Here is a 12,247-nt window from a genome sequence, read left to right on the forward strand (position 1 = left end):
GGGAACGGGGCGGCAATGACGAAACCTCGTGTGGTGATCGTGGGGGCCGGGTTCGCCGGTTACCACGCGGCGAAGACGTTGAGCCGGCTGGCCCGGGGCCGGGCCGAGATCGTGGTGCTGAACTCCACCGACTACTTCCTCTACCTGCCGCTGCTGCCCGAGGTGGCCGCCGGCGTCGTCGAGCCCACCCGGATCTCCGTGCCGCTGACGGGAACGCTGCCCGGGGTGCGGGTGCTGATCGGCGAGGCCGACCATGTCGACCTGCAGAACCGCTGGGTCGGCTTCACCCAGCCGGAGGGGGACCGCAACCGGATCGCGTACGACCGGCTGGTCCTCGCCGTCGGCAGCGTCAACAAGCTGCTGCCGATCCCCGGCGTCACCCAGTACGCGCACGGCTTCCGCGGCCTGCCCGAGGCGCTCTACCTGCACGACCACGTGATCCGGCAGATCGAGCTGGCCGAGCAGGCCGACGACCCCGCCGAGCAGCAGGCGCGTGCCACCTTCGTGGTCGTCGGTGCCGGCTACACCGGCACCGAGGTGGCCGCGCACGGGCAGCTCTTCACCGACGAGCTGCTCGCCCAGCGCCCCCGACTCAAGATCCGCCCCAGGTGGATGCTGCTCGACGTCGCGCCCCGGGTCCTGCCCGAGCTGGACAAGCGGATGTCCGACACCGCCGACCGGGTGCTGCGCAAGCGCGGCGTTGACGTGCGGATGGGCACCTCGGTGGCCGTGGCGACCGCCGACGGCGTCACGCTCACCGACGGCGACTACGTCCCCACCTGCACCCTGGTCTGGTGCGTCGGCGTGCGCCCAGACCCGTTCGTCGCCGAGCTGGGGCTGCGCACCGAGAAGGGCCGCCTCGTCGTCGACGAGTACCTCACCGTGCCCGGATTCCCGGAGGTGTACGCCTGCGGCGACGCCGCCGCCGTGCCCGACCTGACCCGGCCGGGGCAGATCTGCACGATGACGGCGCAGCACGCCCAGCGGCAGGGCAAGCTGGCCGCCCACAACATCGCCGCCTCCTACGGGCAGGGCCGCCGCAGGCCGTACCGGCACCACGACCTGGGCTGGGTGGTCGACCTGGGCGGCAAGGACGCGGCGGCGAACCCGCTGAAGGTGTCGCTGTCGGGGCTGCCCGCCAAGGCGGTCACCCGGGGCTACCACCTGCTGGCGATGCCGGGCAACCGGGCGCGGGTGAGCGCCGACTGGGCGTTGGACGCCGCGCTGCCGCGCCCGGCGGTGCAGCTCGGCCTGGTCCCGGCGAACGCGGTGCCCCTGGAGAGCTCGTCGCCCGAGGTGGCCGTCCGGGCCCGCTGACGGCTGCCGCCGCGCCGGTGGCGGCCCCGCCGCCGCCGAGCCTCGGAAGCCGCCGTCAGGCGTTGGTCAGCGTGGAACTCCCCGGACGGCACGTCGGTCTGCCGGTCAGCCCGTGGATGTACGACCGGGGGTCGACAGTCGCCGCCGGGATTGTCACCTGCAGGGCGATGCGAGGTGGGTGCGTCCAGCGGCAACGTGGGCATGGATCGAAGTTGGCGAACCGGCCAAGGAGGACCATGACCACTGCACTCACCCGCCGACACCTGCTCACTGCCGCGCTCGCCACCGGGGTCGCCGTGCCGCTCGGCGCCACCGGCTGCAGCCGGGCCGCCTCGGCCGCGCCCCACCCGGCCCGGCTCACGCTGCCCCCACCCACCGGCCCGCACCGGGTCGGCACCGTGTCGCTGCACCTCGTCGACAGTTCCCGCCCGGATCCGGTCGCCGGCCCGGGACGGCACCGCGACCTCATGGTGAGCCTCTGGTACCCCGCCACCCGCGACGCTCGGGTTCATCCGGTGGCGCCGTGGATGCCCGTCGCGCCGATGCGCGCACTGCTCGCATCCGCCGGGTTCGACGCCGATGTCGCGGCGGCCCCCCGCACGTTCGGCCACGTGGGCGCTCCGGCGCTCCGGGCACCCGGTCGGCTGCCCGTGATCGTGTTCTCCCACGGCGCGGGGGGTCACCGTTCCGAGACCACCATCGTGGTCCAGGAACTCGCCAGCCACGGCTACGTCGTGGTCACGGTGGCTCACACGTACGACGCGTTCAGCGAGTTCCCCGACGGGCGGCTCACCGTACCGGTCGAGGATCCGTCGTTGACACCGTGGGACTACGCCCACGACATCCGATTCGTTCTCGACCGTATCGAGGACCTCGCCGCCGGCCGTAACCCCGACGCCGAGCGGCGTCGGCTGCCGGCCGGCCTGTGCGCCGCGCTCGACCCGCGTCGCGTCGGCATGTTCGGCTGGTCGAAGGGCGCGACCGCGACCGCCCTCGTCATGGGCGAGGACCGGCGCGTGCGGGCCGGGCTCGGCCTCGACGGCCCCATGGAGTCGCGGCCACCGGTCACCGACCTGGACCGGCCGTCCATGCTGATGACCGCCGAGTTCACCCGGGCCGCCGCGCCGAGCGTCGAGCGGTTCTGGTCGCACCTGCGCGGATGGCGGCTCGGCGTCCAGGCCGACGGCGCGCTCCACGGTGGATACTGCGACCACCAGTGGCTGATCCCGCAACTGGCGGCAGTCATCGGGATGAGCGACGAGGACCTCGCCGGCTGGGTCGGCACCCTCGACCCGGTCCGGGCGGTGCGGATCCAGCAGGCGTACCCGCTTGCCTTCTTCGACCTGCACCTACGCCACCGGCGCCGGCGCCTGCTCGAAGGCCCGGACCCGGATTTCCCGGACGTACGGTACATCCCCTGACGGCGACCCAGACGTGATCTTCGCTGACAGGGTCGGCGAGGATCACGTCAAGGTGCCATGGCGCTCTCTCCGGCGCTGGAAGCGGGCGGCGGGTCGGTCGCGGTGAGGGCGGCGTCGGCGGCGGGGCGAGCCCCCGCGACGAACCGGTCCAGGGCAGCCGCGTGCAGCACCCCGCCGGGCACCGCGTCCCTCGCCGCCCTCGCCGCCAGCCAGGCCACCGGCAGCCGTCCGGCGCGCGGCGCGGCGGCGAGGACCACGTTGCCGTACCGCCGGCCGCGCAGCATCCGCCGGTCGGCGACCAGGCACACGTCGGCGAAGACGGCCCGCAGGGTGGCCGCCTGCACCCGGGCGAACACCAGCGGCGGCAGGTCGGTCACGTTGACCACGTAGACGCCGTCCGGGCGCAGGGCCCGGGCCACCTCGGCGGCGAACTCCACGGTCGCCACGTGCCCCGGCATCCGGGCCGCCCGGTAGATGTCGGCGAGCACCAGGTCGTACCGGCCGGGCGGGGCGTCGGCCAGCGCGTCGCGGGCGTCGGCCACCCGCACGTCGATCCCGGCGGGCAGGGCCGGCAGCTCGCGCGCCACCAGCTCGACCACGGCCGCGTCCCGCTCGACGACCAGTTGCGCGGAGCCGGGCCGGGTCGCGGCCAGGTACCGGGGCAGGGTCAGCGCGCCGCCGCCGAGGTGCAGCACGGTCAGCGGCCGGCCGGGCGGCGCCGCCAGGTCCGCTGCGGCGGCCATCCGCCGCACGTACTCGAAGCGCAGGTGACGGGGGTCGGCGACGTCCACGTAGGACTGCTCGACGCCGGCGGCGAGCAGCGTGCGCCCGGTCGGCCGGGCCGGGTCCACGACCAGCTCCAGCCGGTGCGCGTCGACGTCCATGCCGGGCACGCTAGCCGAGCCCGGGGGCGGGGCCGGCGGGCGGTCGCCCACCGGCCCCGCCCCCGGGTCAGCCCGTGGCCATCCCGGCGCCCGCCTCGTCGATCGCGTCGTCGACGGCGTGGGCGAGGTCCACGTCCATGGCGGTCACGGCGCCGGCCTGCCGGGACCGTACGGTCAGCACGGCGGTCGTCGCGTCCGGGCGGCCGATCCGCGGTCCGCGCCCGGTCTCCTGCCGCAGTCGGTCGATCCGGTCGAGCACCCGGTCCAGGCCGTCGGCGGGCAGCTCCACGGTCCGGGACAGCGAGTCGCCGTCGCCGGACCAGTACGGCAGGCCGCGCAGCGCCTCCCGCAGCTCCGCGTCGCCGAGCGGCGGCGTCGCGGTGGCCGCGCCGACCACCCCGCCCCCGATCGGGGCCGGATCCAGCAGCTCGCGCAGGCCGTCCGGTACGCGCAGCGACTCGACCAGGTCGCCGTCGTGCTCGGCGAGCGCCGCCACTGTCGCCTCCGCCTGGTAGCGGGCCTGTTCCGGGGTGCGCCCGCTGATCCGGCCCACCTCGGCGAGGAAGCCCGGCAGGTCCCGGTGCCGCTCGATGCCGTCCACCGGGACGACGTCGTGCAGCTTCGTCGGCACCGCCGCCAGCAGCCGCCGGCGCTCCGCCTCGCCCAGCGCCCAGGCCAGGACCAGGACGGTCGACTCGACCCCCACCTTGGCGGTGCGGAAGTCGGTCCCGGTCCGGCGGACCACGTCGTCGACCAGCGCGTGGTAGCCGATCGGGGTCACGCCGGGCGTGCCCCGGCCCGGCTCCGGGAGGGGGCGGGGAGACTCGGGAACACCGGCCGGTGGCGGCGCCGGTCCGCCGCGGGTGCTGTCGGGCTTGTGCCGGCTGCCGGCCGGCGGCGGCCCGGCGCGCTTGCCCCGGTCCAGGTGGGTGAGCTGCTTGGCGGCGCTCAGGCTGGCGCCCGTCTCGCTGGCCCGCATGCCGCGCTCGCGGGCCTGGCGGGCCAGCGCGCGGCGGCGCTGGTTGTCGCCCTCCGTCTGCTTGCGCATGGTGACACCTCGCTTCCGCTGGTGTTCCCTCGCTTCCGCCGGTCGCCTTCCCGTCGTCCGCGGCGACGAAACGGCGCCCGACGGCCGGGCCGGCGCCGCCCGGAAGCGGCGCCGAGGCTTCATCCGCCCGGGGTGAGGGACGGTCACCCGGTGAGGGCCGACGATCGGGGCGGACCGGAGAACTTCCGACCGGACGCGGAAGGACAGGTCGTCATGAAGCGGATCGTCGAGATCGTCCCCGCCCGACCCGGCTGGTACGCCCGCTGGCGCCTCTCGCCCGAGGACACCCGCTGCTACGCGGTGAGCCTGTGGGCGCTGCTGGAGGAGCCCGACGGCTCGGGCCGCGAGGTCGTCGGGGTGGACTGCGTCGGGCAGTGGCCCGGCGCGGACGACAACGAGGCGGGTGGGGAGTTCGTCCGCTATCTCTTCCAGACTCCCGATTCCGGGCCACCGGAGGACGCGGAGCCGCCGGCCACCCGACCACAGCGTGCGACCGGGCCCCGGCTCCAGCCGGTCACCGCCCCCTGAGCCGCACTCCGGCCCCCGACCCCTGGTCCCAGGGTCGGGGGCCACCCCCCGGCGGGGGTGGCCGTCGTGGGCGGCTCAGCCGACCTGCCGCACGTCGCCGTCGGCGGGGCGCTCCCGGGCCGGCAGCTCGGTCATTGCCGTGCGCACGTCGCCGTCGGCGGGGCGCTCCCGGGCCAGCAGCTCGGTCATTCCCGTGCGGTCCAGCAACTGCTGGAGATGAGGGCTGACGCCCGAGAGCCGCACGGCACCCGGCGCGTCGCGGCGCAGCAGCACGAAGGCGCTCAGCCCGGACGAGTCGCACAGGGTGACCCCGCTGAGGTCGAACAGGAGCTCCGCGTAGCCGTCGCGACGCAGCTCGGCGGTCACGGTGAGCAGCTCGGGCGCGGTGTCGAAGTCGAGCTCACCGGCCAGCCGGAGCCGGGCGCGACCGGCGTCGAGCCGGGTCACGTCGATGGTCAACAGCTGGGCGGCCATTACGCCATGTTCCCAGCCGGGAGCCGGGACGCAAACCCGGGGGGGACGGGCGGCATGGCGTCAGGCCGTGCCTGCGGGCCGCTCGGTGGGAGCGGCGCGCGCGGTCAGACCGTCGCCCAGCGGCCGGTCGAGCAGGCCCGTGACGCCGGTCATGTCGAGGATCGTCGCCAGGAAGCGGGGCACCCCGCGCAGCCGGAGGGCGGTGCCGGCCTGCTGGCCCTCGCGCCAGGCGTGCACGATCACGCCGAGCCCGGTGCTGTCGATGAAGAGCAGGTCGCCGAAGTCCAGCACGAGGGCGGGCGGGGCTGCCGCGAGCGTCCGGTCGATCTCGGCGCGCAGGGGCGCGGCGGTCGTGTAGGCGAGGTCGCCGCCGACCCGGATGAGCGGTGCCTCCGGGTCTGACCGGTCGACGGTCATGCTCAGCGGAGTCGTCTCGGGGTGACTCCCATGGGACAGCACGATCACGCCTTTCCGCAGTTCTGCCGGTAGGGCAGGGTCGAGGGGATCGTAACAACCGCCGCGCGGCCCCGCCGGGTACGCGCCCGCCCGCCGCACAACCGCCGCGCGGCCCCGCCGGGTACGCGCCCGCCCGCCGCCCGGACGCCGTGGGGTGGCGCCGGGGTCGCACCGGCGTAGGGTGGGTGGCAGGACGTGACCACGAGCGCCTTCCGGCGCGGCACGGGTGTCGACAAGGAGTGGGGCTTAGCTGGTGACTGCTGCCGACGTGCGGGACTGGGATCCCGGCGACGGGCGGATCTCCACGCCGAGTGCCACACGGGCCCCGGCGTGGTCCGGCGACGCACCCCGGTCGACGCCGCCGCTGCCCGCGCTCTCTCCCGACCGGGAGCAGGCGACCCCGGACTGGTCCGAGGTCGTCGAGCACTTCCGCGAGGGCCTCGTCGTCTGCGACGCCCAGGGCGTCGTGCGTCACGTCAGCCCGGTCGCCGAGCGGCTGCTGCCCGAGGTCACCGTCGGCGAGCTGCTGGCGGCGGCCGGCATTTCCGGCCTGACGGTCGCCGGCGACTTCACCCACCACGGCCGCCGCCTGCGCGCCCGGCAGGTCTCGCTGTCGGCGGCCCGCTGCTGCTGGTACGTCGAGGACGTGACCGAGAGCGTGACGCGCGCCGACGCGCTGCTCGCCGAGCGGGCCCGCTCGGCGTTCCTGGCCGTGGTCGGCGAGAAGCTCGGCAACCCGCTGCACCCCGACCGGGCCGCCGCGGCGGTCGTCCGGCTCGCCGTGCCGACCCTGGCCGAGGTGGCGGTGCTGGTGCTGGCGCCCCGCTCCGGGCGGGCGCGCTGGTGGCGGGCCACCCGGGCCGACGACGACGGGCCCGCCGTCGACAGCGGCGTGCTGCCCGCCGTCGACCTGCCCGCGGCGATCGCCCAGGGTCTCGACGGCGGGGAGCCGCACACCCTCGACTGGCTGGTCGAGCAGGCGGTGGCGGCCGGGTGGCTGCCCGGCCTGTCCGCCGCCGACGCGTGCGCCCGGGTGGTGCCGCTGCCGGGCCGGGACGCCCCGGCGGGGGTGCTGCTGGTCGCCCGGCGCGCCACCCGCTGGTACGACGAGGCCGACACCGACCTCGTGCGGGCCTTCGCGGCGCGGGCCGGCGCCGCGCTGACCACGGCGCTGCTCTACCGCGACCAGGCGGAGGTGGCCGACACCCTCCAGGCGAGCCTGGTGCCGGTGGAGCCGGCCGAGGCCGTCGGGGTGCAGTGGGGCACCGCCTACCGGCCGGCCCAGGCCGGTCTGCGCATCGGCGGGGACTTCTACGGCTCGCACCGGCTGGCCGACGGCGGGTCGGTCTTCTTCCTCGGCGACGTCTCCGGCAAGGGGGTCGAGGCGGCGGTCTTCACCGGCCAGCTCCGCCAGTGCCTGCAGGCGCTGCACCGCGTCGAGTCGCAGCCGGGCCGGCTGCTGAAGCTGCTCAACGACGCGCTGCTGGAGACCACGCAGGCGCAGGGCCAGGGGCGGTTCGCGACCATGGTGCTGGGAGTGGCGCGGCCCCAGCGGGAGGGTGGCCTCACCCTGACCCTGGCCGGTGGCGGCCACCTGCCGCCGCTGGTGCTGCGCGACTCGGGCGAGGTGGAGACGGTGCCGCTGTCCGGCATGCTGGTCGGCGTGGTCCCCGACCCGCGGATCGGGGAGGTGACGGTGCGGCTGGAGCCCGGCGAGACGTGCCTGCTCTACAGCGACGGGGTCACCGAGGCGCGCGGCGGCCGCCGCGGCGACGAGCAGTTCGGCCCCGACCGGCTGGCCCACGCGATCGCCGGCTGCCAGCGGATGCCCGCACCCGCCCTCGCCGAGCGCGTCGAGCAGCTCACCTGCGACTGGCTCGCCCACGGCGACCACGACGACATCGCCGTGCTCGCGCTGCGCGCGACGGGCCCGGGCGGGCGTACGCCCCGGCACCTGCACGCGGTGCCCGACTCCACCGAGAACGCCGACGCCAGGGAGGCTCCGTGACCGCCCCGACCACCGCGGCCACCCCGGCCGACGCCTGGGCCGGTTACCTGCACTGCCTCCAGGAGGCGGACGAACACTGCGCCATCGAGGTCGCCACCGGGCTGCTCGCCGCCGGCGTGCCCGCCGAGCGTGTCCTGCTCGACCTGGTCGCCCCGGCGCAGGCCGAGGTGGGGGAGCGGTGGGCGCGTAACGAGTGGAGCGTGGCCCAGGAGCACGCGGCGACGCACATCAGCGAGCGGGTGGTGGCGGCGGTCGCCGCGTACGCGAACCCGCGCCCGAACCGGGGGCGGATCGTGGTGGCGTGCATGGACGGCGAGTGGCACGCCCTGCCGCCCCGGCTGGTCGCCGAGGTGCTGCGGCTGCGGGGCTGGCACGTCACGTTCCTCGGCGCGAGCGTCCCCGCCGCGCACCTGGTGTCGTACCTGCACCGGCACGACGCGGACGCGGTCGCCCTGGCCTGTGCGCTGCCGATGCGGCTGCCGCACGCGCACCGCATGATCGAGGCGTGCCGGCGCTCGGACGTGCCCGTGGTGGTCGGTGGCCGCGGCTTCGGCGCGGACGGGCGCTGGGCGCGGCGGCTCGGCGTGGCCTGGGCGCCTGACGCCCCGTCCGCCGCCGACCTGGTCGCCGACGAGCGCGCGCTGCGCCGGGCCCGGCCGGCGGAGCTGTCCCACCTGGCCGACGACGAGTACGCGAGCCTGGCGAAGCGGCGCGGCGAGCTGATCGACGGGGCGCTGGCGGACCTGCGGGAACGGGCCCCGGCGACGCGCGACTACACGCCCGCGCAACTCGACTCCACCGTCAGCGACCTCGGATACATCGTGGACTTCCTGGGCGCCGCGCTCTACGTCGACGACGCCTCGCTGTTCACCGAGTTCGTGGACTGGATGGTGGACATCCTCACCAGTCGCGGGGTGCCGGCCGCCGCGCTGGGGCTGACTCTGGAACACTACGGGCGGGTCCTGCGTGACTTTCCGCGTGCCACCCGGTTCCTGGCGGCGGCCGGATCGTCCGTCGCCGCGCGTGGCGGCGCCGTTTCCCGGTGAGCGCCGGTGCGGTAGCGGCCGACGACCCTGCTTATACTTGCTCCACTGCAAGCATCCGCCTGCGGTGGAGCGAAGGGGACCACGGTGACGTTCACCGTCACGTACGCCGATCGCCACGGCGGGGGGACGCGCCTGCGGCTGGCGGGCGAGCTCGACCTGAGCAGCGCACCTGAGCTCAACGCCGTGATCGACCGGCTGGTCGACGGGGGCGAGCGGCGGCTTCTGGTCGACCTGACCGAGCTGGTCTTCTGCGACTCCACCGGGATCGCCGCCTTCGTCCGGGGCGACAACCGCGTCGCCGCCGACGGTGGCTGGCTGCGGGTGACCGGCGCCAGCGGCCGGGTCGACCGGGTGCTCCAGGTCACCGGGCTGGCCGACGTGCTGAGGTATGAACCCGACATAGCCGACCCGGCGGCGCGCGCCGCCGGATGATGGGCTAGATTTCCCCGCCAGCATCGAGGGCCCACGGCCCTTCGTTCCAGCGACCCGAAGCAGGTAGTGATGCGCGCAGAGAGCCCGAGTCCGGTTCGCATCCTGGTGGTGGACGACGACCCGGGTGACGTGCTGATGATCGAGGAGGCCCTCGCGGACTCCGACGTCGACAAGGTCATCGACGTGGTCGGCGACGGCCAGGAGGCGATGGAGTTCCTGCGTCGCGAGGGCCGGCACACCGAGGCCCGGCGTCCCGACGTCATCCTGCTCGACCTCAACATGCCGCGCATGGACGGGCGGCAGGTGCTCGGCGCGGTCAAGAGCGACGAGGACCTGCGTACGATCCCGATCGTCGTGCTGACCACCTCCAACGCCGACACCGACATCGTGGGCAGCTACACGCTCCAGGCCAACGCGTACGTCACCAAGCCGATCGACCTGGACGACTTCAACGACGTGGTGCGCCGCATCGACGAGTTCTTCGGCCGGGTGGTCGTGCTGCCGAAGCGCACCTGACGCGCCGCCGCGCCCGCTGCCCCGGGGCGCCGGGTGGACGCCCCGCGCCCGCCCGGCGCTCGCATGCTGAACATTTTTCCGGAACCTCCCCGGCGGTCGCCGCGAGCGCCGGAGGATCGAGGTGGGGAAGAAACACCAGCTGCCTGGGGGGCGACAGTATGAGGTTCTCCGTCGTTGAGACCGGCTACGACCAGCGGCAGGTCGATTCCTGCCTGGACCAGCTCGGCATCCGGTTGACCCGGCTCGCGGCCAGGGCGGAGGGCGCCGCCGGGGCCGGGCGGGAGTGGGACGAGATCCGCGACGAGGCGGCGGCGCTGTGCGGCCTGCTCCAGCGGCTCGACCTCGGCGACCGTGCGGGGGGCCCGCGCCGGGCTCCGGACGCCGAGCGCGAGGCCGCCGACATCCTGGCGCAGGCGCGCTTCGAGCTCGACGCGGCCCGCGAGGAGGCCCGGCAGGTGCGCGAGCAGGCATACGCCGAGGCGGTGCAGGCCCGGCGGGACTTCGAGGCGGCGCTGTACGCCCGGCGGCGGCGCGAGGCCAGGGCGGACCGGATCCTCAGCGGCCTGACCGCCGAGCCGGTGCCGGCGGACACCCCGACCGCCGCCGCCGGCGTGCCGGCGACCCGGATCGCCGCCGGAGGCGGCGCGTCGAGCGAGCCGCCGGGCGGCCGGGCCGGGATCCGCTGACCCGGCCGCGCACCGCACGTTTCCGCGCATCCGCCCGCCGGCACCGACCGCGACCGGCTCAGGTCAGCGCGGCGACGATCGTCGTGGCCCGCTCCTCGTGCCGGGCGTACGCGTCGGGGAAGGCCGAGACCTGCACGGCTTGGGCCGCGGCGGCCACGCTCATCTCCTGCCAGCCCGGCACCTCGCGCAGCGCCTCGTAGAAGGCGCGGGCCGCGTACGCGGGGCGCATCAGCTCGCGTACGGTGCCCCAGCCGCTGCTCGGGCGCTGCTGGAACAGGCCCACGCTGTCGTGGTCGGAGCCGCTGCCCTGGTGCGGGTACTGCCGGGACTCCGGGAGCACGTCGCTGGCCAGGTTGTAGAGGTTGCTCTCCTGCATGGCGGTGGCCACGGCGACCACCATCGCGCGGCGGGGCATCTTCAGGTCGGCGCCCACGTCGACGATGACTTTCGCGTTGTCCATCTGCGCCTGGGTGAGCCCGGCGACCGGGCGGGGGCGGGCCGGCTTGGCCGGCTTGCGCGGCGCCTTGCGGGTGGCCGAGGGGGTCGGCTTCGGCGTCGGGCTGGGGCTGGCCACGGGGGAGGCGGCCCGGTCCAGGGAGCGGGAGGCGCGCTCGTCCGTACCGGCCCGCTCGGCCACCGCCTCCGCCACGGGCTCCCGTGGGGCGTCGGTGTCGCCCCGCGTGCCGGCGAACGCGGCCGCGCCGAGGCAGCAGGTCACCCCGGTGGCGAGGGCGACCCGCACGGGGGTCGAGGCGAGCAGCGCCCGGCCGGAGCGGCGCGTCCGCCCGAGGGCGCGGTGACGGCCGATCGTCCGTTCGGTCGAGGCGGGATCGGCCGCACCGGTGGCCGGCCGATCCTGGGTCAGCTTCTGGTCGAAGGGGTCGTCGGGGTGCACCCGCCGAGGCTAGATAGAGGAGCGCGGCTTGCCATCGGCGCGGTTGGTGGCATGCGCCACAATTTGCGCCGATCCGCGCCCTCATTACGCCCGGTCGATCATTAACCGTGCGTTGCTCTCCTGTCGACTGTTTCCCTCATATCCGATAAGCCCGGACGAAAAGGGCGAAGAGTCGATCTTGGGGCAGCGATCCCCACCGTCGCTCGCCCTCCACCTGACGGCCGATGCGTCACCCGGCCGACCGGGCAGCCCGACCGGCCGACCGTAGGATCGACCGCTTGCCCGGGCCCGACCGACGTCGCCGCCCCGGACCGACGACGGGTCGCGCCGGCGGCCCGCTCGCCCGAGCCCGACCAGCCGCCGCCGCGAGCCGGCGTGCCGCAGTCGAGCGCCGCGAGTGGGCGTGCCGCGAGTGGGCGTGCCGCGAGGCCGGGCTGCCCGCCGGCCCGCCGCACGGCGGGCCGAGAGCGTTCCTCACGGCCCCCGTGCAGGCGGGCCGAGCGCGTTCCTCACGGCCCCCCGTGCAGGCGGGCCGA

General features: G+C 75.6%; 13 protein-coding genes. 8 read left to right on the top strand and 5 right to left on the bottom strand.

Annotation, left to right across the window (positions count from 1 at the left end; genetic code table 11):
• Positions 1-15: 15 nt before the first annotated feature.
• Both GA0070606_RS29800 and GA0070606_RS29805 read left to right on the top strand, forming a co-directional pair.
• A complete protein-coding gene (locus tag GA0070606_RS29800) occupies positions 16-1,317 on the top strand; it encodes an NAD(P)/FAD-dependent oxidoreductase (protein WP_091106518.1) in 1,302 nt (433 codons plus the stop codon).
• A gap of 236 nt (positions 1,318-1,553) precedes the next feature.
• Entirely contained in the window at positions 1,554-2,738 is a 1,185-nt protein-coding gene (locus tag GA0070606_RS29805; protein ID WP_091106519.1) for an alpha/beta hydrolase family protein, read from the top strand.
• Between the two features lie 47 nt (positions 2,739-2,785).
• Here the strand turns inward: GA0070606_RS29805 and GA0070606_RS29810 are convergent, their stop codons facing one another.
• Together GA0070606_RS29810 and GA0070606_RS29815 are read right to left on the bottom strand one after the other, a co-directional pair.
• Positions 2,786-3,622 carry a spermidine synthase gene (locus GA0070606_RS29810; RefSeq protein WP_091108387.1) on the bottom strand — a complete coding sequence of 279 codons (837 nt, stop codon included), beginning with the start codon at positions 3,620-3,622 and terminating at the stop codon, positions 2,786-2,788.
• A gap of 67 nt (positions 3,623-3,689) precedes the next feature.
• Complete coding sequence (locus tag GA0070606_RS29815; RefSeq protein ID WP_091106520.1) at positions 3,690-4,670, bottom strand: DUF2267 domain-containing protein; 981 nt, start codon at positions 4,668-4,670, stop codon at positions 3,690-3,692.
• Positions 4,671-4,883: 213 nt separating this feature from the next.
• On the opposite strand from GA0070606_RS29815, the gene GA0070606_RS29820 reads away from it, so the two are divergent.
• The gene (locus tag GA0070606_RS29820) at positions 4,884-5,198 is read left to right on the top strand and encodes a hypothetical protein (protein WP_091106521.1); all 315 of its coding nucleotides are present in this window, start codon (positions 4,884-4,886) and stop codon (positions 5,196-5,198) included.
• A gap of 75 nt (positions 5,199-5,273) precedes the next feature.
• On the opposite strand, the gene GA0070606_RS29825 is transcribed toward GA0070606_RS29820, so the two are convergent.
• Positions 5,274-5,672, bottom strand: coding sequence for an STAS domain-containing protein (locus tag GA0070606_RS29825; RefSeq protein ID WP_091106522.1), 399 nt, complete (start codon positions 5,670-5,672; stop codon positions 5,274-5,276).
• A 60-nt stretch (positions 5,673-5,732) separates the two neighbouring features.
• On the bottom strand, positions 5,733-6,131 hold the full coding sequence (locus GA0070606_RS29830) for an STAS domain-containing protein (RefSeq protein ID WP_245724870.1): 399 nt from the start codon (positions 6,129-6,131) through the stop codon (positions 5,733-5,735).
• A gap of 250 nt (positions 6,132-6,381) precedes the next feature.
• Here GA0070606_RS29830 and GA0070606_RS29835 point away from each other — a divergent pair, with 250 nt between their 5' ends.
• From GA0070606_RS29835 to GA0070606_RS29855, 5 genes are all read left to right on the top strand, one after another.
• A complete protein-coding gene (locus tag GA0070606_RS29835; RefSeq protein WP_091106524.1) occupies positions 6,382-8,136 on the top strand; it encodes a PP2C family protein-serine/threonine phosphatase in 1,755 nt (584 codons plus the stop codon).
• Positions 8,133-9,182 carry a cobalamin B12-binding domain-containing protein gene (locus GA0070606_RS29840; protein ID WP_091106525.1) on the top strand — a complete coding sequence of 350 codons (1,050 nt, stop codon included), beginning with the start codon at positions 8,133-8,135 and terminating at the stop codon, positions 9,180-9,182. Before GA0070606_RS29835 ends, GA0070606_RS29840 begins: the two co-directional genes overlap by 4 nt.
• Positions 9,183-9,266: 84 nt before the next feature.
• The gene (locus GA0070606_RS29845; protein ID WP_091106526.1) at positions 9,267-9,614 is read left to right on the top strand and encodes an STAS domain-containing protein; all 348 of its coding nucleotides are present in this window, start codon (positions 9,267-9,269) and stop codon (positions 9,612-9,614) included.
• A gap of 69 nt (positions 9,615-9,683) precedes the next feature.
• The gene (locus GA0070606_RS29850; RefSeq protein ID WP_091106527.1) at positions 9,684-10,130 is read left to right on the top strand and encodes a response regulator; all 447 of its coding nucleotides are present in this window, start codon (positions 9,684-9,686) and stop codon (positions 10,128-10,130) included.
• Between the two features lie 158 nt (positions 10,131-10,288).
• On the top strand, positions 10,289-10,816 hold the full coding sequence (locus tag GA0070606_RS29855; protein ID WP_091106528.1) for a F0F1 ATP synthase subunit B family protein: 528 nt from the start codon (positions 10,289-10,291) through the stop codon (positions 10,814-10,816).
• 58 nt (positions 10,817-10,874) lie between these two features.
• Here the strand turns inward: GA0070606_RS29855 and GA0070606_RS29860 are convergent, their stop codons facing one another.
• Complete coding sequence (locus tag GA0070606_RS29860; RefSeq protein ID WP_091106529.1) at positions 10,875-11,711, bottom strand: hypothetical protein; 837 nt, start codon at positions 11,709-11,711, stop codon at positions 10,875-10,877.
• Between the last annotated feature and the right edge of the window lie 536 nt (positions 11,712-12,247).

It is taken from the genome of Micromonospora citrea, assembly GCF_900090315.1.
GTDB classification, from domain to species: Bacteria; Actinomycetota; Actinomycetes; order Mycobacteriales; family Micromonosporaceae; genus Micromonospora; species Micromonospora citrea.

Coding starts and splice junctions, on each gene's coding strand:
- GA0070606_RS29800 (WP_091106518.1), top strand. CDS start 16: ATGACGAAACCTCGTGTGGTGATCGTGGGGGCCGGGTTCGCCGGTTAC.
- GA0070606_RS29805 (WP_091106519.1), top strand. CDS start 1,554: ATGACCACTGCACTCACCCGCCGACACCTGCTCACTGCCGCGCTCGCC.
- GA0070606_RS29810 (WP_091108387.1), bottom strand. CDS start 3,622: ATGGACGTCGACGCGCACCGGCTGGAGCTGGTCGTGGACCCGGCCCGG.
- GA0070606_RS29815 (WP_091106520.1), bottom strand. CDS start 4,670: ATGCGCAAGCAGACGGAGGGCGACAACCAGCGCCGCCGCGCGCTGGCC.
- GA0070606_RS29820 (WP_091106521.1), top strand. CDS start 4,884: ATGAAGCGGATCGTCGAGATCGTCCCCGCCCGACCCGGCTGGTACGCC.
- GA0070606_RS29825 (WP_091106522.1), bottom strand. CDS start 5,672: ATGGCCGCCCAGCTGTTGACCATCGACGTGACCCGGCTCGACGCCGGT.
- GA0070606_RS29850 (WP_091106527.1), top strand. CDS start 9,684: ATGCGCGCAGAGAGCCCGAGTCCGGTTCGCATCCTGGTGGTGGACGAC.
- GA0070606_RS29855 (WP_091106528.1), top strand. CDS start 10,289: ATGAGGTTCTCCGTCGTTGAGACCGGCTACGACCAGCGGCAGGTCGAT.